The organism is Shewanella psychromarinicola (assembly GCF_003855155.1).
Taxonomy (GTDB): Bacteria; Pseudomonadota; Gammaproteobacteria; order Enterobacterales; family Shewanellaceae; genus Shewanella; species Shewanella psychromarinicola.
Map to the genome: position 1 here is coordinate 4,135,029 of NZ_CP034073.1, position 18,436 is coordinate 4,153,464.

The following is an 18,436-nucleotide window of genomic DNA, read 5'->3' on the forward strand; positions in this document are numbered from 1 at the left end:
TTGTTTTTTTTACCAAATAACAACGTTACAATTCGATTTTTTTTAGGCTACACTATCGATAAAATAACAGCCATGCAGCGTTAGCCACATACATTCTTGTACTAACTCATTGTTTGCTATATCAAGATATCGTTATTAAACAGAAAATAATGGGTCATAATCCTCTATTTATCGAATGGCATTTTAACTCAATTAACCAAAAATTGATTTTTATCAAGTTTTCGAATGTGAGTTGCCTCTATTCTTCCGAATCTGTTAAACATAATGATGTGTTGTAAGCTATCAAATATGGTATCCATACCGTCACAATAACAATATCGGAGAGGCTACTATGCCTGTAACCAGAGGTAAGGCGTTGTTTGTCAATTTTTTAGGCAAATCACCTAAATGGTACAAATACGCAATTTTGGCGTTTTTAGTAATTAATCCCCTGCTGTTTTTTTATGTCAGTCCATTTTTCGCCGGCTGGGTTTTAGTGGTTGAATTTATTTTCACCCTTGCCATGGCGCTTAAATGTTATCCATTGCAACCCGGTGGTTTGTTAGCCATACAAGCCGTAATTATCGGTATGACATCTGCCTCACAGGTTCTTCATGAAATTGAAGCCAACTTAGAAGTTTTATTACTCTTGATCTTTATGGTCGCCGGTATTTACTTTATGAAACAGTTACTACTGTTCGTATTTACCAAAATGATCACAAAAGTGCGTTCTAAAATTATCGTGTCCTTGATGTTTTGTATTGCATCAGCTTTTTTGTCTGCGTTTTTAGATGCCTTAACGGTCATCGCGGTTATTATTGCTGTTGCAGTAGGTTTTTACTCTATCTATCACAAAGTCGCGTCAGGCAAGAGTTTTAGTGATGGTAACAGTGACGATGCTAGTCATGACCATACTTCTGAAACAACTGGACAGCTTGACCACGATGAATTGGAAGCGTTCCGAGCCTTTTTACGTAACTTATTAATGCACTCAGGTATTGGTACCGCGTTAGGTGGTGTATGTACCATGGTTGGTGAACCACAAAACTTGATCATTGCTGCGCAGGCCCATTGGCAATTTGGCGAATTCTTTCTACGAATGTCCCCAGTGACCATGCCTGTATTGGTTGCGGGTATATTGACTTGTTTTCTTGTCGAAAAATTCAAAGTTTTTGGTTATGGCGCTCAATTACCCGACGCTGTACACCGTATTTTATCTGATTATGCAGCCCATGAAGACTCGCACCGAACAGATCAAGATAAAATGAAACTGGTTGTCCAAGCCTTAATTGGTGTTTGGTTAATTGCAGGCTTGGCACTTCACTTAGCTTCTGTTGGCCTCATTGGTTTATCTGTTATTATTTTAACCACTGCATTTAATGGCGTTACTGATGAACATGCGCTCGGAAAAGCTTTTGAAGAAGCACTGCCTTTCACTGCATTATTAGCGGTATTTTTTGCCATTGTTGGTGTGATCATTGACCAGGATCTGTTTGCACCAGTTATCCAGTGGGCATTAGGTTATGAAGGAAATATGCAGTTAGTGATTTTCTACATTGCTAACGGCTTATTGTCTATGGTCAGTGATAACGTGTTTGTGGGTACTGTTTACATTAATGAAGTAAAAGCTGCATTGATGAGTGGCCAAATCACTCGAGACCAATTTGACTTGCTTGCGGTGGCGATTAATACCGGTACTAACCTGCCTTCAGTAGCAACGCCGAATGGACAAGCTGCATTCTTGTTCTTGTTAACGTCGGCTATAGCACCGTTAATTCGCTTGTCTTATGGCCGTATGGTATGGATGGCTTTACCTTATACCATTGTATTATCTATTGTCGGTGTATTGGCTATTGAAACCGGTTTCTTAGTCGATATGACTAATATGCTCTATGAAACTCAATTATTAATCCACCACTCAGCCAAAGACATCACTGGTGCTGCAATGGGTCATTAATTAAATCTCGTTATTGGACTTAGCAGTTAAATTATCTTAAAGTCTCTACAGTCTATTAGAACACCCTCATTTGAGGGTGTTTTTTTCTATCACAACGTTTATTAGGAACTGAAATTGTCGCAATTACAGCAGTTTTGTCGTAGCCGTATTTCTTGGGGTTTATTGTTATTATCCGCTATTGGGCTAGAGTTAGCGGCCCTATTTTTTCAATATGGCATGGATCTAGCGCCTTGTGTGATGTGCATTTACATCCGAGTTGCGGTACTCGGTATTTTTCTGGCTGGGCTTATAGGCATGCTACAACCTGAAGTGTGGTTTTTACGCCTAGTAGGTATGGTCGGTTGGGCAATCTCTGCTGTGTGGGGCTTACAATTAGCGTATGAATTAAATGATATGCAGGTTAATCCGTCACCTTTTGCTACTTGCTCTTTTTACCCTGAGTTCCCCAGCTTTATGCCATTGGACACATGGTTGCCTTCAGTATTCTCGCCGACAGGCATGTGCAGTGACTCACCATGGTCATGGCTTTCTGTTAGCATGGCCCAGTGGATGATGGTTGGTTTTGCTGTTTATTGTGTAATCTGGTTATTAATGTTGTTGCCGGCGCTTAAACCAGCAAGATAAACCAGCAAAAGTAAGCGTGAAGAGTAAATTAAGCATCAAAAGACCTCATTGAGGTCTTTTGGCTTTTATAGCCTTTGCTGGGCTTAAGATAGGGCGGATTAGGTTATAACCGGACTATTTCAGCTATTTATATCCCGAACAGGTGTTTTATTGCACTTATTATTCAATGTCCAATAATGGCCACAATACAATACAGTCTTCTAAATATTTCACTTTCATTTCATTGACGGTTTTGCCTTGTACCGAAATACCCGCGCTGTGCATGGCCTCTTTACTTCCTGTCAGCAACGGATGCCAACTCGGTAAACCTTTACCAAGATGCAAGCGACGGTATGCACAACTGTCAGGTAACCAAGTCAACTCAGCGATATTTTCTGGAGTAATAGCTGTACATTCAGGAACATAAGTAAAGCGATCAAGGTAACTACGGCAACCACAGGTGTCGTTGTCTAATAGATGGCATGCTGCCTTAGTGTAATAAAGTTCATCGGTATCATCATCGATGATTTTATTTAAACAGCATTTACCGCAGCCGTCACAAAGTGACTCCCATTGTTCGGGTGTCATGTTTTCTAAAGGTGTGGTTGTCCAAAACTGAGTCATCATTTTCTATCTATAGTAACTTTTTATCGAAATTTGACCGCATTTTACACCGAAAACACCTCAGTTTACTGTTTAATTCTCTCAGAGAGGTAAGTTATCGCTAAGGTATCGTACAAAGTGTCATTGAATTGATGCAATAAACGGAAGTTATCGTACACCAAATATAAGCGCCCTTTCGGTCCATCAGGCACAATTAATGACACATCCATGTCGTTTCGTTGCGGTAAGTCATTACCATTGAAGCGTCTGACACCGTAGGCTTGCCACTGTGGGAATGTGTGATGAGTGCTTAAACCATGCAAATTAGGATCTAACATCATGGTGGCTTTTACCTGTCGCCCCCATGTAGAATCATATTGCCACCCTTGTTGGTGCAACATATTCGCCGTTGATGCAAAGGCATCATCCATGCTGTTCCAGACATCGATTATACCGTTATTGTCGGCATCGACACCGTACTTTAGTAATTGGCTCGGCATTATTTGCATCTGTCCCATCGCCCCAGATGAGGAACTGAGCAATAAATCCTCAGTTATATTTGTCTGCTCGATTAACTTAAGCGCAGCAATAAATTCGTTAATGTAGAATGCTTCTTTATCACCTTTATATGCGAGTGAGGCTAATACAGATAGTCCAGGGAAACGACCCGGACGCTCTCCAAAACGAGAGTTCATGCCCCATAACGCCATAAGGAAACGAGGCTGAACTTGATAAGTTCGACTCAAGTCATTTATTTGGGGTTCATGCTGCTGAAACATCGCTCTAGCGGTGCTGACAGTAATTTCTGGAACAGCTTGGGGGATAAAGTACTCTAAGGATGTCGATGGTTGTAAGTCGGTGCTGAAATTGGCTTTTTTGAATATTTTAATATTAGCAATATAGCGTTCTGCTGTAAGTTGATTAACGCCAGCGGCTATCGACTTCTGTTGAAGCTGTAACAGGTAGTCAGTAAATTCACGATGGCTGTATTCAGCCATCAAGATATTAGAACAAAAGAAGTAAAAAAATACGCTTAAAATGATTTTTTGAATCATATTAGTCTTGATTACTCCTTTGAGAATGAGCTTATTTCTTAAGGGCTACTGTCTTAAGAGCTAATTCTTGTTTGTGTTGTTCGAGTAAATTAACTTGCGGTGGCGGTATTTGTAAGTAAAAGCCTTGTTCAGCCAATGCAGACTTCACTTTGTTAATATCAGCGATACCTAAGTGAGTTCGTTTAGATAATGGGACAATCATTACTAATGTAGGCGTGCCGAACATTTCCATTAACGACTCAGGAACCTCATCAAAAACATCACGTTTTTTAACAAAAAGGTAAGTATCTGCTCTTCGACCACTTTTATATACTGCACATATCATTTTAGTGTAAATTTCCAAAGGTTCAAACTTGATAGTCAACTGAGCACACTATAACATGGTGAGACAAGAAAATAATTGTAAATCAGTTTATCACTGAAGTATTGGAGAATCACGCCGAGATGGCTAAAGAAAATCTCGAATTAAAGGCCACGTCTTTTACATTGTCAGTGCTGCATATTAATCATAACGATCTCGATATCATAGCATCTGAATTAGACTCAAAATTGGCTCAAGCTCCTCAGTTCTTTTTGGGCGCACCCTTGGTATTAAATTTATCTGCCATTCAGCATTCCCACATAGATTTCAATGCGCTAAAACAATTATTAATTGACCGAAATCTTATTATTGTTGGCATTACCGACGCAAGCCCAGCGCAAATTGAACAAGCAAAGTGCATGGCTATTGCCGTGGTAAAGTCGGGCAAACAAGCCCGTAAAGCAGAGTTGCCTAAACGGGCAACCAAAATTATTAAGCAAAATGTGCGTTCTGGACAACAAATATACGCACAAAATGCTGATTTAATCATTTTTGGTGCGGTTGGTAATGGCGCAGAAGTCATTGCAGATGGTAGCATTCATATATATGGCGCTCTTCGTGGCAAGGCCATGGCTGGCGCAGCGGGAGATAATCAAAGTGTGATTATCGCTAACTCGTTAGAAGCAGAATTAGTATCGATTGCTGGACAGTATTGGTTGACTGAACATTTGCAACAATACGATCTAAGCCAAAGAGGCTGTGTTCGCCTTGATGGCGCATCCCTCACTGTTGAATCATTGCCCCAATAATCGGCAAATACAAGGACATAAAAATAAATGGCACAAATTATTGTTGTCACATCAGGTAAAGGCGGTGTGGGTAAAACAACATCCAGTGCAGCAATTGCCACCGGATTGGCCTTAAAAGGAAAAAAAACCGTTGTTATCGATTTTGATATCGGTTTACGCAACCTTGATTTGATAATGGGTTGTGAACGCAGAGTTGTATATGATTTTGTCAACGTTATCAATGGTGAAGCCAATTTAAACCAAGCATTAATTAAAGATAAACGCTGTGATAAACTGTTTATTTTACCCGCGTCTCAAACACGCGATAAAGATGCGCTAACGAAAGAAGGCGTGGGTCGAGTACTTGACAATTTAACAAAAGATTTCGATTATATTGTGTGTGATTCCCCTGCGGGGATTGAACAAGGTGCAATGATGGCACTTTACTTTGCTGACATTGCGATTGTGACCACCAATCCAGAGGTTAGCTCAGTACGTGACTCTGACCGTATTTTAGGTATGCTACAGAGTCGCTCACGTCGTGCTGAATTATCTCTGGAACCGATTAAAGAATATTTACTGTTAACTCGCTACTCTCCTGCCAGAGTCAGAACAGGTGAAATGCTCAGCGTTGAAGATGTGAAGGAAATCTTAGCCATTGAATTGCTAGGTGTGATCCCTGAATCTCAATCGGTACTGAAAGCATCAAACTCAGGAGTACCAGTCATTATTGATCAAGAAAGTGATGCAGGTTTAGCATACGGCGATACCGTTGCGCGCTTATTAGGTGACGATGTGCCGGTTCGATTTATCACAGAAGAAAAAAAGGGATTCCTTAAAAGGATATTTGGGAGCTAATTATGTCGATACTTGATTATTTTAGAAGCAGTAAAAAGCCCAATACCGCATCATTGGCAAAGGAACGATTACAAATTATTGTGGCTCATCAGCGTGGAGAACGCGGTATACCTGATTATTTTCCAAAGATGAAACAAGAAATCATCGAAGTTATCCGAAAATATGTCCAAATATCAGAAGACCAAGTGTCTGTGCAGTTAGACCAAAATGACGACAATTTATCGGTTTTAGAGCTTAACGTCACCTTACCTGATACTAAGTAACTATCACTGGTTGAGATTAAATCGCTAGGACAAAATAACAAAAAGGATACTTGCAGCAATGCAAGTATCCTTTTTAGTTTGATGATCTTATTGCATTAATTGAAACGTACTCGCGCTAGCAAATCACCGATCAACATTCCTCGCCAACCACTTAGTAGCAAAGGTGTTGAGGTCGTTTTATTATTGAAAAGCCATAACAAAAACTCATGAATATGGCGTTTAGAACCAACAAATTCTAATGCAACATTTTCTCGCTCACATAATTCAGTCAAGACGTTCTTAACCTCTTTAAAAGCTGATTTATAACCAGGTTTAAGCGCAACAATATCAACTTCTTCAGGTAGATTAACTAAATCTGCAGTCGCCATTACCGTTAATAAGTCTTTGCCATGAATACGTTTTTCTTGATCCGTTAAATCATTTAATTGAGCTAATTCTGCTAACGTGGTCGGTTGTTTTTTGGCTAATGCAATTAATGCATGATCTTTTACCACAAAACCGAGCGCAAGATTACGGCTTACCGCTTTGTTTAAGCGCCATTTAGCCAATACTTTTAAATAGGCTAATTGCTGACTCGATAGCTGAAAGGCATTTTTTACTTTAAGGTAAACGCTGTCGCCTTCTGGCAATGACAAACGCCCTTCAGTCATGCGCTGACCTTCTTCAAACAACCATTCAATACGATTGTTTGCCGCAAGTTTCTCTTGGAGCTGTGGATATAATTGATACAAATAAAACACATCATTGGCTGCATAGTGTAATTGTGCTTCAGTGAGTGGACGTTTCATCCAATCGGTACGTGACTCGCCTTTATCTATTTCAACTTGCAAGCATGCATCGACTAGTTTGGCATATCCTAAACCGTGGCCGAAACCGGCAAGACTAGCAGCTATTTGGCTATCAAATAATGGGCTAGGTTGGCATTCACCGTAATGAGCAAACACCTCAAGATCTTCACTGCATGAATGCACTAACTTAACAACATTCGGGTTAGTTAATAATTGCCAAAAAGGGCTTAAATCGGTAATCGCGACCGGATCAATTAATGCTAAGGTCTTGCCATCGTAGGCTTGAATAAGACCTAATTTAGCATAATAGGTTCGAGTGCGGACAAACTCAGTATCGAGCACCAATAAGGTGCTTTGTTGGTATTGTTCAACTAATGACAATAAGCTGGCATCATCATTGATATATTCAAACGTTAACAAAATAGGCTCCGCTAAAAAGAGATGTGGGCCATGGCAGTCAACTGAGAATAGCTAAGCATAAAAAAAGCCGGCTCAGTTGCCGGCTTTGATTTTACGCTTTGGTAACTTCATCTCGAAGTTGTCGGCGTAAAATTTTACCCACATTGGTTTTCGGTAATTCGTCTCTAAATTCTACCAGCTTAGGAACTTTATATCCCGTTAAATGATGACGGCAGTGCTTAATCAGCTCTTCTTCGGTTAATGATTTGTCTTTTGCGACCACAAAAATCTTTACTAACTCGCCACTGGCATCATTGGGAACGCCAACAGCAGCGACTTCAATCACTTTAGGGTGTAAGGCAACGACCTCCTCCACTTCATTCGGGAATACGTTAAAACCTGACACTAAAATCATGTCTTTTTTACGATCAACAATGAAAAAGAAACCTTTTTCATCCATGTAACCAATATCGCCTGTTGCTAACCAACCATCTTTATCAATTACAGTAGCTGTTTCTTCCGGACGGTGCCAATAGCCCAGCATGACTTGAGGGCCTTTAGCATATAACTCGCCAGTTTCGCCTTGAGCCAATACCTTTGAATCTTCATCCCTGATTTGAATAAAGGTCGATGGTGCAGGAAAACCAATCGATCCATTATAACCACTGAGGTTATATGGGCAGCAAGTCACTAAAGGCGATGCTTCTGTTAAACCATAACCTTCTAATAAACGTGTCTTAGTCAGATTTTGCCATTTATCGGCGACCGCGCGTTGTACGGCCATACCACCGCCAATCGACAGTTTTAAGCCAGAAAAATCAAGTTGGGTGAATTCTTCATTGTTCACCAAAGCATTGAATAAGGTATTAACACCGGTCAATACGGTAAACGGGTACTTTTTCAATTCAGCCACAAATGCGGGAAGATCGCGAGGATTGGTGATAAGTAAATTTTTGCTGCCTTTGTGCAAAAACAGCAAACAGTTAACCGTAAGGGCAAAAATATGGTACAGCGGCAAGGCTGTCACCACAAACTCAGTGCCATTATCAAGGGCTGGAGAGTAAGCACCATTGGCCTGTAAAACATTACTCACCACATTTTTATGGCTTAGCATTGCGCCTTTAGATACCCCGGTTGTGCCACCGGTATATTGTAAAAAGGCTAAATCAGCACCCGTAATATCCGCTTTAATATACTGCAGACGACGACCTTTTGATAAGGCATCGCGAAACGATAATGCATGAGGTAAATGGTATTTGGGTACTAATCTTTTAATGTATTTAACGACAAAATTCACTAAGGTGCGTTTCGGTGCACTAAGTTGATCACCAAGATTGGTAATAATGACCGATTCAATAGGTGTTTGAACGACAATCTTTTCTAAGGTATGAGCAAAATTTGACACCACTACAATAGCTTTCGCACCTGAATCGACTAGTTGATGCTTTAATTCCCGCGGAGTATAAAGTGGATTAACGTTAACCACCACCATACCCGCGCGTAAAACACCAAACAGAGCAATAGGATATTGCAACAAATTGGGCATCATCAGGGCAACACGATCACCTTTTTTTAAATGCAGTTCGTTTTGTAAATAAGCTGCAAAAGCTCGACTGCGTTCTTCGAGTTTACGGTATGTGATCGTCGCACCCATGTTAATAAAGGCAGGTTGGTCGGCATATTTTGCTACTGAATCTTCAAACATATGTACTAAGGAACTGAATTGAGATGGGTCAATTTCGGCCGGAACATGTTCAGGTAAATTATTAATCCAAGGCTGGTCCACAAGTGTCTCCTAATAATACCCACTGTGCTAAGACGTGCATACCCCGTCAGTGGTAAAATATTTTATTGTCTGCGTATCATTAATATTGTTATCGCAGGCTTTATTATGATGCTTATCGTGACCGAAATCATACAAGCGTTTTAATTTTCGACTATAGTCACATAAATAATCGAAAAATAATAGCGATTTCAACCAGTGTTAACGGCTATTTAGAATAAATGCTCCAATCGATTCGGCCACCTGTTGGGCATTTCCCATATGAAGGTGATGGTCTCCGGATAAATGTACTATTTCAATATGGGTAAACCATTTATTGGCTTGATCTGTTGATGCGGTTAATTGTTTATAGCCATCATGGCCAATAATCAGTAAAGAAGGCGTGTCACTGGTGGTCATCAGCGCATCTACCTGATCAAACGTAAATCGGTTCAGCGAATCTAACTTTAATCTAGGGTCACTGCGCCAATGATATTGTCCATCAGTGAGCGCCATATTACGCTTGGTGATCAGTGCACACCATGGCAATGCCAATCCAGTCAGTTGATGGCGAGCTTGAACCGCAACGTCCATAGAGGAATATGTCGGAGCGGGTCTGGCTAATTGACGATTAAAACGTTGTTGTTGCAGTAAACCTTTACGTAAGCGATCTTTAGCTTGGCTGGAAGACTCTGATAATGGTGCAAGTGCTTCTATTAATATAAGTTTATGGATGTTTTCAGCAAGACAAGCATTATAAGCTGACGCCACTATGCCGCCAAGCGAATGACCCAATAAAATAATCGGCCCGGTATCTTGTGCGATAGCATGGATCACGGCTTGCAGATCATAAATGTAATCGACCCAATGCAATGGATAGCGCCCTGGACGGTGATCTGATAATCCATGTCCAGGCCAATCAATGCACATTAGTTGAAATGTATCGAACAAACCTTGATCGGCAAAAGCCTGTGCTAAGGGAATAAAACTGTCTGCATTGTCAAGCCAGCCATGCAAAGCCAATATCATCGGCTTACTAGCATCACCATAGCGTTTCGCAGCAAGGGTTATATGAGCCAACGGCAATTGAATCTCGGCGACGTTAACGTTCAACATGATGGGCTCACTTTACAAAACGAATTGATCTAAATTGGGAGCGGAGACGGGGTCATGGCTTAATCATCTGCTTAACTATCCACTTACAGGTCAGCTTTTCACAGCAAACGTGCACTTTGTACCGCTAACATGCCGAATTACCATGACAATAGTGAATCTATTGCATGTACATTCAATATGACTCAAAGTGCTATTTTAGATGCGTTTACTATTTCGTGTTCAGATTATTTAGCCGCAGTTTTGGTAAACTTAAGTGTCATACGATCACTTTCACCAATATCAAGGTATTTTTGTTTATCTTGATCGCCCATCGCTAAACGGGGTGGTAATGTCCACACACCTTTGGGATAATCTTTGCTGTCTTTAGGATTGGCATTTAATTCTGAGTTCGCAGTCAGTTCAAAACCGTATTTATTGGCAAGTTCAACCATTTGATTTTGTTCCATATAACCACTTTCTGCAGCCATCCCCACGTTTGCTCTGTGCTCGACGACCCCTAATGAACCTCCGACTTTTAACACGTCATAAGCGGCTTTAAATACACCTTCTAACTCACCTTTCATGGCCCAATTATGCAAATTACGGAATGTTAATACGTGGTCTGCAGAGTTATCTTTGCCTAATGAAAATTTAGCCGGTGGATCGAGGGTTACAAACTGAACATTGCCAACGCTCGCTTTGTTGTCACTCACCCATTTTTCAAATTTAACACCGGCTGATTTATAATAAGCCGTCTGACGGTTATCTTCTGCAGGCTTAGTTTCAAAATTGGCGGCAACATATTGACCTTTTGAGGCTAAATAAGGCGCAAGAATTTCAGCATACCAACCACCACCCGGCCATAACTCAATAACCGTCTGTTCAGGCTTTACATCAAAAAAAGCTAATGTTTCTGCAGGATGACGATATTGATCACGCAGTTTATTTTCTGTAGACCGAAATTCGCTGGCCACCGCCTTAGCAAGCGCAGCATTGACCTGCGGCGCCGTCACTTTTTTATCGGGCATACTATCGGCTGCGTATATTGCGGTCGACATACCTAAACTTGATAAGCCAATTAAGGCTCCTAACATCATGTTACGTTTCATTTTGACACTCCCTTTTTTCGACCCACTTTACGCCAGCAGAGCCACAACATATAGCCACTAAATGCTAGCCATGACATTACCCACAACCATGCTGGTAGCCAAGTCATTTTAGCTAACAAAACCGCATCGCCTTGGCTGCTTAACCCCAATAACACCATTGGACTGGCCATGGCGTTTAAAATAATCATCAGGCCTAATATACGCAGCAAGGTGTTTAATAGGCTACTATTTTTTAATTTAAGTGGTAACAAAAAAAGTATTATCAAGACGCTAAGAATAATAATTGTTAACAGATCACGAGCCCAGAAAAGTAACGAAGCCGCCACTGTTATGGCTAACAGGGTGAGTGTAAACCGGATAGTCTGTTTTTGAGTAGCCATGAGGAAGATTGTATATCCCCACAATGCGGCACCAAAATAACCGGCATAAGCAATTAATATGCTACTGCCGCCTTGACTAAAACAAAGGCCTGCACCGTTTGGAAATAATTGAATATGACTGACCGAGCCACCCGTCATTAACGTCGCGATGCCATGAGATAATTCATGGAAATAGCTTTCAAACCATTTAAAAGGAATAGAGATATACGGAAATCGAGTTAATAAAAAAGCCAGCAGTAATTCAATCATAAAACGGCTGCGACTGGGTATTGCAGACCACGATACATTAGGCATATAAATCAATACCAACCATTTGTTGAATTTCGTCTCTTTTAACAAAATGCTGTGTAGACAAATATTGCGCTATGGCACCACGTTGACTATGGGTATCACGATCATATTCAACACGTGCCTGCTGTTTAGCCGACAAGGTTAAATCATCAACAATGACCAAGTTACGGGTTTCAATGCCTTTAACTTCACGGTCTGAAGCAAAAGGGTTGATAATAATAGGTTCGCGGGCCGCAATGATCGGTCGATTTCCGGCAACAGTTTGACTCAGACTGATAGGGCCTGATTGATTATTGACCATTAATAATGCTGCATTTATCGTCATTAACGATACCGTTTACCTATATTTGTCTCTTATACTTTATGTCAAATAACGCCGAATGGCTATTCTCGGCCAGGAAGTTTTTTCCATGTAACCGTATCACGAAGGTACACTGGCGAAAGTTCATCGACAGAGGTATGTAAACCTTGTTGGTAACCTTGCTGCGCAAGCACGATCATGGCTTTTGCATCTGGGTAAGTTGCTTGACTGCATGGAGTAATGTGCGGCGCAATATTCAATAATTGTGGATAGGCTTCAAATCCTGTGCCACAAACACTAATGGTTTGTTGAGTATCGAGTGTCAATTCAATCGCTTCTGGCGCGCTAACGTGTTCTTCACCCACTAAGGTGGCAATACCATCTTTGGCAATATATTGTCCCCAATACACTTCTTTCATGCGGGCATCAATACAACACAATACCTGTGAAGCTCCGAGCTCAATCGCCATTTGCGCCATGGCAGTAAGCGTAGAAATACCAATAACGGGTAAATCTAGCCCCAGTGCTAAACCTTGGGTCATGCTAGTACAAATACGAATACCGGTAAAGCTGCCGGGGCCGCGGCCATAAGCAATTAAATCAATATCGGCTAGTGTCACTTTAGCTTCAGCTAAGACGGCGTCGACCATAGGTAACAAACGTTGGCTATGTTCGCGCGGAGCATCTTCAATACGAGCATAAACGTCGCCGTTAATGGTTAATGCTACTGAGCAAGTTTCAGTGCAAGTATCAAGCGCGAGGATATGTAACTGCTTAGGCATTTTGATGGGTTACTCGGTAATCACGACAAATAAGCCCATTATGATAACTGATGGGCGATGTTTTAAAAAGCTTAAGGGATCTGTTTTAAAAATTGTAATGCGTGCTCTAAGTCGCGAGTTCGCTGCATTGGCGGCAATGAATTAATAAACGCTTGCCCATATGCGCGATTCACAATCCGATTATCGCACAAGATAAGCACACCACGATCTTTTTCATCACGGATTAATCTCCCTACGCCCTGCTTTAAACTGATCACCGCTTGCGGCAATGAAATAGTGGCAAAAGGATCGAGTCCTTGACGCTCAGCATTAGCCGCTCGAGCCTTGTATAATGCGTCATCTGGAGACACAAACGGTAATTTATCAATAATCACACAACTGAGTAATTTACCGCGAACATCCACTCCTTCCCAGAAACTGCTGGTTCCCAACAACACCGCATTACCGAGTTGTCGAAATTTATTCAATAAACTTTGTTTACTGGCCTGCCCTTGCACTAAAAGCGGATACTTGACTTTACCTTGCAACATTACGGCGACTTGTTGCAGCATATGATGACTGGTAAATAAAATAAATGTCCGTCCTTGTGCGGCATTAATGGCTTGAACACACACATCAACCAGTTGTTTTGCTGAATGTTGCGACTGCCCCACCTTGCCTAAATGACGAGGTACGCAAAATACGGCTTGATTGGGATAGTCAAATGGACTGTCTAAAATGAGTTGCTTTGAGTCAGCCAAGCCTAACTCTTTAGCAAAATGCGCTAAGCTGCGATTCACTTGCAATGTCGCGGAAGTAAATATCCAACGCGTATCCTTAACAAACAATTGCTGACATTGTTTGGCGACATTAATCGGGCTCATGCGAAGCATAATAAACCGAGGGCCAAGTTCTACGCTGTAAGCCGCTTGCAGGTCTTGGCACTCAAAATAATGACGTAATGTCTCAGCCAGCGCCTGTAATTGCTCAAAGGCAATATCGAGTTGATCATCTCGACCCAGATGATATTGCATATTATTGGCTAAATCGACAAGCGCCTGGTGTAAGCTCCAAGATGTGCTGGCAAGTGTTTTATGGGCAAGCACTTTGCGCCAATCAGAGACTTGATGTTCAAACATCAAGTTGTGCCATTCACTGAGGGCAATTAAGCCACGCTGAGCCAGTTGTTCAAGTTGAATGCTGTCGCGGATCACTTCTTTATGCAGTTTGATCACCGCATTGAGTCGTTTATCAATTTCGCGACTTGAAATGTGGCTGCCAAAGTAACTGATACAGATATCAGGCACTAAATGGGCTTCATCAAAGATGACAACATCTGGGTCCGGCAATAACTCCGCAAAACCAGAGTCCTTCAATAATCGGTCTGCAAAAAATAAATGATGATTGACCACTACCACTTTAGCGTCCATAGCTTTAATGCGTGCTTTACGGGTAAAACACACATCATAATGATCACATTTTTTACCGGTACAACTTTCTTTGGTGCTGACGACGGTGGGGATCACTTCAGAATGTTCAGCCACCGAGGTTAAATTGCCGATATCGCCATCTTTACTTAAATGTGCCCACTGGTTAATTTTTAATAAATCATCAATGTAAAATTCAGTAAACTTATTGGCCATTTGCATCTGTTTTTCAAGGCGTAATTGGCATAAATAATTATTACGCCCTTTGAGTAATGCAACAGGGACATGAATATCAAGCATGGTTAGCAATGCAGGTAAGTCTTTGAGAAATAACTGTTCTTGAAGATTTTTACTGCCAGTACTGATGACCACTTGCTTACCACTGAGCAAGGCAGGGATTAAATACGCGAAGGTTTTGCCCACGCCCGTACCCGCCTCTAAAATCAGATTATGCTTTTTAGCAATAGCCTCACTCACCGCAACCGCCATATCTGTTTGGGTCTGGCGATTGTGATAATGATGTACATGTTTTGCTAACGCACCGCGCTCGCTAAATTCGTGGGTAACGGATTGGGTAAGTGTCGAGCTCAAAGCATCCTCAAATTATCGCGCTAATGCTGATGTGATATGGTTTGGGCTATTATGCTTATAACAGCTTCATGTTCCAACTGTTTATCATCAAAAGTACAAAAGGATGTCGATGTAACAGCAATGACGACTGGATTCAATTATTGTAAACCGAGCATTAAAATATGCTGGAACCTGTGTGACTCAGCATTTATTCGAGCAACATAAAGGGATCATTGCTTTATGGTTATTGGGGGAAACTCGTTGGGAAGGATTATTTGCCTAGCATTCTCAAAGGAGAGTTGAAACACCCTTTTGGGGTCTGTCGCTTTACATTTTTCCGTCATACTGATGACTTTTCCTGCTGGCGATTGACCAAATAAATCAAACGAGAATGTCCAATCCGTCACCTTACGATCACTAGTAAAACGCCCGATGACAATCAACTGAGATGCGGTATCAGGATTGTGATAACCGTCGCCCAATGAAAACATAAGTCCTTTTATGGGCGTAAGCCTTTATTATCCTTTAATTGCACCTTTGCTAATGTTTGAGTCATGATTTCAACGCGATGGTGGTTAAATTCAGCAATCGATGATGTCATTAATGTCATCATCGACATGATCACATGCACTGAGGGTGCATTAACATTACAATAAAAGCCTGTCGGCGACTTATTCGTCCACCCTTTTATTATTTCAAATGGCACTCGATTGCGAAGGATCCGAACTGATGACCCTTAAGCTTTTAGATAAACATGAGGAAAGAAACGTTACTGGCAAGATTTCAATGTCTCTGTCCGCTAGAGTCAATAACAATCTAGCACAATGCCAAAGAGGCTATCGGCTTATTTACTGCCAATAGCCCCAAGCAACTTATCGCTACAGAGGCAAATTATATCCACTCGGCTATTTTATCTCTAGTGGGTTTACTGCCTTTATGAACCACTTTTTCATCTACCACCACCGCTGGCGTGCTCATAACGTCATAAGCCATGATTTGCGCCATCTCGGTCACTTTTTCGATTTTGATTGCGACACCCTTTTCATCTGCAACGGCTTGGACCAATTCGGCAGTTTCAAGGCATTTTTTACAACCAGAGCCTAATACTTTAATGATTTTCATTTTTATTCCTTAATAATTAATTTTTTAAATTGAAGATGACAAGGTTGGCGCTAGTGCATTAAAAATCCAACCGACCAGTGTAAACGCGACTAATAAAAGACAGAATAATATCGCCAGTAAGCGCCATTGCATAACTTGTTTTAGCAAAATAAATTCAGGAAAACTTGCCGCCACTGTACTCATACAAAATGCCAATGTGGTGCCTATAGGTAGACCATTGATAATCAGGCTTTCCATCACAGGAATAACCCCTGTCGCATTGGAATAAAGAGGAATACCCAGCAACACAGCGGCAGGAACAGACCACCATTGTCCGTCACCCAAATGCGCCGCAATCCAACCGTCGGGAACAAAACCATGTAATGCAGCACCTAAACCGACACCAATAATGACCCATTTCCATACCCGGCCAAAAATATCCAGCATCTCAGTTTTGGCAAATTGATGCCTTTGTGGCAAAGACAAGGGGTCTGCACTGACGCCATCATCAACCTTATCTTCGCCGCCCTTTTGTTGACCACGTTTTAACGCTTCTGCCGCAAACGATTGCAACCAACGTTCCGCTTTAATCGTGTCAAGAAATAACCCTCCTAACATGCCCACACTCATGCCGACGGCGACGTACAAAAGAGTAAACTTTATCCCCAATAAACTCATCAGCAGTAATATTGCCACTTCGTTGATTAAGGGCGAAGTGATCAAAAAACTCATGGTGATCCCCAAAGGGATCCCCGCAGACGTGAAGCCTAAAAACACCGGAATACTCGAACAGGAACAAAATGGGGTGACGACACCAAATCCAGCTCCCATCAAGTAACCTACGCCTCGATGTTTACCGGCTAAATAATCCCTGACTCGCTCCACATTTAACGACGCCCGCATTAGGGCAATGAGATAAATCATCACTAAGAGCAATGCAAAAATTTTAGTGACATCTTCAACAAAGAAATGCAGCGCATCACCGAGCTTTGTCTCTGCCGACAAGCCCAATACACTGTAAATAAGCCAAGATGCCAAATCAGAAAAGATTTGAAACATAAATAAAATACTCAAGAAATCGCTTAAGCTTAAGATAACTGATTTTTCAGATAAAATTTAAGACATAGATCTCGATTTTATCGAGACTGCATTAATGATCAACTCAGGTCACCCAATTTCAGTTAATGAGGCATTACTGAGTAAACATAACCACATTAGTATTTGCGAACAAATAACCGTGAGCGCTAAACAGCGATATGCAAAGCTGAAACAGAAATGGATCAAATTTCATTTCCTGATATGCCAATGAATAGCAACGAATTAGTTAGGCTACAGATCGTTATAAAAGATCATGAGCAGCTTGTCGTTGTTATACTTATTGAAATAAGATTGAATATTTTATAAAAATGTATCGACAACAAAGATCCTAATTGGGTTGTCTTAAACGTCAATAATGCACATGCAACTATCAAAAATTGAGGCTAAACAATGCAACGTAGACAATTTTTAAAAGTGGGTGTAGCGAGCGCAGCCATCGGCTTAGGGGGGGCGAGTGTGATGTGGTTAAACCAAGGCAAGGATACTAAGCTACTTAATTTAAACGCATTGTTATCGATCCTGAATAAAATGTCATTATTACCGCCAGAGCAATTAGCAAGCCTAAGTACTGGCCAATGGAACACTGCCCAGGTATTCAGCCACTGTGCCCAAAGTGTTGAGTTTTCGATGACCGGGTTTCCGCAACATAAATCTGCCGTATTTAAGCACACGGTTGGCACACTAGCGTTTGCGGTTTTTGCCACTAAAGGGGCGATGTCGCATAGCTTAAGTGAATCTATTCCCGCGGCACCAATACTAGATGAACATGTCGACGTTAACGTCGCCTTGAACCGTTTGATACAATCCTTAGGTGATTTTCAGCAATATGAGGGTGAACTCAAGCCACACTTTGCTTATGGCGCATTAACTAAATCAGAATACGAACTTGCCCATGTATTACATTTTTATAATCACCAGCAAACTTTTACCTAAGTCAGTTAGTCGTT

Annotated in this window: 20 protein-coding genes; 6 read left to right on the forward strand and 14 right to left on the reverse strand. The window is 41.3% G+C overall.

The window, feature by feature from the left end; genetic code table 11:
* Positions 1 to 331 precede the first annotated feature (331 nt).
* Both nhaB and dsbB read left to right on the forward strand, forming a co-directional pair.
* Positions 332 to 1,936, forward strand: a complete 1,605-nt coding sequence (gene nhaB / locus EGC80_RS18055; RefSeq protein ID WP_124011660.1) for a sodium/proton antiporter NhaB — start codon at positions 332 to 334, stop codon at positions 1,934 to 1,936.
* 114 nt (positions 1,937 to 2,050) lie between these two features.
* On the forward strand, positions 2,051 to 2,560 hold the full coding sequence (dsbB, locus tag EGC80_RS18060; protein WP_124011661.1) for a disulfide bond formation protein DsbB: 510 nt from the start codon (positions 2,051 to 2,053) through the stop codon (positions 2,558 to 2,560).
* Between the two features lie 159 nt (positions 2,561 to 2,719).
* Here dsbB and EGC80_RS18065 read toward each other — a convergent pair whose 3' ends face one another.
* From EGC80_RS18065 to EGC80_RS18075, 3 genes are all read right to left on the reverse strand, one after another.
* Entirely contained in the window at positions 2,720 to 3,166 is a 447-nt protein-coding gene (locus EGC80_RS18065; protein WP_101031926.1) for a YcgN family cysteine cluster protein, read from the reverse strand.
* 62 nt (positions 3,167 to 3,228) lie between these two features.
* The gene (locus EGC80_RS18070) at positions 3,229 to 4,197 is read right to left on the reverse strand and encodes a lytic murein transglycosylase (protein WP_124011662.1); all 969 of its coding nucleotides are present in this window, start codon (positions 4,195 to 4,197) and stop codon (positions 3,229 to 3,231) included.
* 31 nt (positions 4,198 to 4,228) lie between these two features.
* Positions 4,229 to 4,522, reverse strand: a complete 294-nt coding sequence (locus tag EGC80_RS18075) for a YcgL domain-containing protein (protein ID WP_101031928.1) — start codon at positions 4,520 to 4,522, stop codon at positions 4,229 to 4,231.
* 119 nt (positions 4,523 to 4,641) lie between these two features.
* Here EGC80_RS18075 and minC point away from each other — a divergent pair, with 119 nt between their 5' ends.
* The 3 genes from minC to minE are packed head-to-tail and all read left to right on the forward strand — an operon-like array spanning position 4,642 to position 6,407.
* Positions 4,642 to 5,307: a septum site-determining protein MinC gene (gene minC, locus EGC80_RS18080; protein ID WP_101031929.1), complete on the forward strand. Its 666-nt coding sequence runs from the start codon at positions 4,642 to 4,644 to the stop codon at positions 5,305 to 5,307.
* A gap of 27 nt (positions 5,308 to 5,334) precedes the next feature.
* Positions 5,335 to 6,144 carry a septum site-determining protein MinD gene (minD, locus tag EGC80_RS18085; RefSeq protein WP_101031930.1) on the forward strand — a complete coding sequence of 270 codons (810 nt, stop codon included), beginning with the start codon at positions 5,335 to 5,337 and terminating at the stop codon, positions 6,142 to 6,144.
* Between the two features lie 2 nt (positions 6,145 to 6,146).
* Entirely contained in the window at positions 6,147 to 6,407 is a 261-nt protein-coding gene (minE, locus tag EGC80_RS18090) for a cell division topological specificity factor MinE (RefSeq protein ID WP_101031931.1), read from the forward strand.
* A 95-nt stretch (positions 6,408 to 6,502) separates the two neighbouring features.
* Here minE and rnd read toward each other — a convergent pair whose 3' ends face one another.
* The 11 genes from rnd to EGC80_RS18145 form a co-directional block, all read right to left on the reverse strand.
* On the reverse strand, positions 6,503 to 7,615 hold the full coding sequence (gene rnd, locus EGC80_RS18095) for a ribonuclease D (protein ID WP_124011663.1): 1,113 nt from the start codon (positions 7,613 to 7,615) through the stop codon (positions 6,503 to 6,505).
* 91 nt (positions 7,616 to 7,706) lie between these two features.
* The gene (gene fadD / locus EGC80_RS18100; protein WP_124011664.1) at positions 7,707 to 9,380 is read right to left on the reverse strand and encodes a long-chain-fatty-acid--CoA ligase FadD; all 1,674 of its coding nucleotides are present in this window, start codon (positions 9,378 to 9,380) and stop codon (positions 7,707 to 7,709) included.
* A gap of 198 nt (positions 9,381 to 9,578) precedes the next feature.
* Positions 9,579 to 10,472 (reverse strand): alpha/beta hydrolase, encoded by an 894-nt coding sequence (locus EGC80_RS18105; RefSeq protein ID WP_124011665.1) that lies wholly within the window; start codon positions 10,470 to 10,472, stop codon positions 9,579 to 9,581.
* A 224-nt stretch (positions 10,473 to 10,696) separates the two neighbouring features.
* On the reverse strand, positions 10,697 to 11,560 hold the full coding sequence (locus EGC80_RS18110; RefSeq protein WP_101031935.1) for a class I SAM-dependent methyltransferase: 864 nt from the start codon (positions 11,558 to 11,560) through the stop codon (positions 10,697 to 10,699).
* Positions 11,557 to 12,234, reverse strand: a complete 678-nt coding sequence (locus EGC80_RS18115; RefSeq protein WP_124011666.1) for a M50 family metallopeptidase — start codon at positions 12,232 to 12,234, stop codon at positions 11,557 to 11,559. Before EGC80_RS18115 ends, EGC80_RS18110 begins: the two co-directional genes overlap by 4 nt.
* The gene (locus tag EGC80_RS18120; protein WP_124011667.1) at positions 12,227 to 12,556 is read right to left on the reverse strand and encodes a hypothetical protein; all 330 of its coding nucleotides are present in this window, start codon (positions 12,554 to 12,556) and stop codon (positions 12,227 to 12,229) included. Before EGC80_RS18120 ends, EGC80_RS18115 begins: the two co-directional genes overlap by 8 nt.
* Before the next feature lie 59 nt (positions 12,557 to 12,615).
* The gene (gene tsaB / locus EGC80_RS18125; RefSeq protein ID WP_124011668.1) at positions 12,616 to 13,314 is read right to left on the reverse strand and encodes a tRNA (adenosine(37)-N6)-threonylcarbamoyltransferase complex dimerization subunit type 1 TsaB; all 699 of its coding nucleotides are present in this window, start codon (positions 13,312 to 13,314) and stop codon (positions 12,616 to 12,618) included.
* Between the two features lie 71 nt (positions 13,315 to 13,385).
* Entirely contained in the window at positions 13,386 to 15,311 is a 1,926-nt protein-coding gene (locus EGC80_RS18130) for an ATP-dependent DNA helicase (RefSeq protein WP_124011669.1), read from the reverse strand.
* A 209-nt stretch (positions 15,312 to 15,520) separates the two neighbouring features.
* The gene (locus tag EGC80_RS18135; protein ID WP_124011670.1) at positions 15,521 to 15,781 is read right to left on the reverse strand and encodes a hypothetical protein; all 261 of its coding nucleotides are present in this window, start codon (positions 15,779 to 15,781) and stop codon (positions 15,521 to 15,523) included.
* Positions 15,782 to 16,181: 400 nt separating this feature from the next.
* A complete protein-coding gene (locus EGC80_RS18140) occupies positions 16,182 to 16,412 on the reverse strand; it encodes a thioredoxin family protein (RefSeq protein ID WP_124011671.1) in 231 nt (76 codons plus the stop codon).
* Between the two features lie 24 nt (positions 16,413 to 16,436).
* Positions 16,437 to 17,450: a permease gene (locus EGC80_RS18145; RefSeq protein ID WP_124011672.1), complete on the reverse strand. Its 1,014-nt coding sequence runs from the start codon at positions 17,448 to 17,450 to the stop codon at positions 16,437 to 16,439.
* 429 nt (positions 17,451 to 17,879) lie between these two features.
* On the opposite strand from EGC80_RS18145, the gene EGC80_RS18150 reads away from it, so the two are divergent.
* Positions 17,880 to 18,422, forward strand: coding sequence for a DUF1569 domain-containing protein (locus EGC80_RS18150; protein WP_124011673.1), 543 nt, complete (start codon positions 17,880 to 17,882; stop codon positions 18,420 to 18,422).
* Positions 18,423 to 18,436: the final 14 nt, after the last annotated feature.

What these genes read in the sequence shown, in the direction of transcription:
- EGC80_RS18150 (WP_124011673.1), top strand. Translation starts at nt 17,880, where the DNA reads ATGCAACGTAGACAATTTTTAAAAGTGGGTGTAGCGAGCGCAGCCATC.
- EGC80_RS18110 (WP_101031935.1), bottom strand. Translation starts at nt 11,560, where the DNA reads ATGAAACGTAACATGATGTTAGGAGCCTTAATTGGCTTATCAAGTTTA.
- minC (WP_101031929.1), top strand. Translation starts at nt 4,642, where the DNA reads ATGGCTAAAGAAAATCTCGAATTAAAGGCCACGTCTTTTACATTGTCA.
- minE (WP_101031931.1), top strand. Translation starts at nt 6,147, where the DNA reads ATGTCGATACTTGATTATTTTAGAAGCAGTAAAAAGCCCAATACCGCA.
- EGC80_RS18070 (WP_124011662.1), bottom strand. Translation starts at nt 4,197, where the DNA reads ATGATTCAAAAAATCATTTTAAGCGTATTTTTTTACTTCTTTTGTTCT.
- EGC80_RS18140 (WP_124011671.1), bottom strand. Translation starts at nt 16,412, where the DNA reads ATGAAAATCATTAAAGTATTAGGCTCTGGTTGTAAAAAATGCCTTGAA.
- tsaB (WP_124011668.1), bottom strand. Translation starts at nt 13,314, where the DNA reads ATGCCTAAGCAGTTACATATCCTCGCGCTTGATACTTGCACTGAAACT.
- EGC80_RS18075 (WP_101031928.1), bottom strand. Translation starts at nt 4,522, where the DNA reads ATGATATGTGCAGTATATAAAAGTGGTCGAAGAGCAGATACTTACCTT.
- nhaB (WP_124011660.1), top strand. Translation starts at nt 332, where the DNA reads ATGCCTGTAACCAGAGGTAAGGCGTTGTTTGTCAATTTTTTAGGCAAA.
- EGC80_RS18065 (WP_101031926.1), bottom strand. Translation starts at nt 3,166, where the DNA reads ATGATGACTCAGTTTTGGACAACCACACCTTTAGAAAACATGACACCC.
- EGC80_RS18120 (WP_124011667.1), bottom strand. Translation starts at nt 12,556, where the DNA reads ATGACGATAAATGCAGCATTATTAATGGTCAATAATCAATCAGGCCCT.
- minD (WP_101031930.1), top strand. Translation starts at nt 5,335, where the DNA reads ATGGCACAAATTATTGTTGTCACATCAGGTAAAGGCGGTGTGGGTAAA.
- EGC80_RS18135 (WP_124011670.1), bottom strand. Translation starts at nt 15,781, where the DNA reads ATGTTTTCATTGGGCGACGGTTATCACAATCCTGATACCGCATCTCAG.
- EGC80_RS18145 (WP_124011672.1), bottom strand. Translation starts at nt 17,450, where the DNA reads ATGTTTCAAATCTTTTCTGATTTGGCATCTTGGCTTATTTACAGTGTA.
- EGC80_RS18105 (WP_124011665.1), bottom strand. Translation starts at nt 10,472, where the DNA reads ATGTTGAACGTTAACGTCGCCGAGATTCAATTGCCGTTGGCTCATATA.
- EGC80_RS18115 (WP_124011666.1), bottom strand. Translation starts at nt 12,234, where the DNA reads ATGCCTAATGTATCGTGGTCTGCAATACCCAGTCGCAGCCGTTTTATG.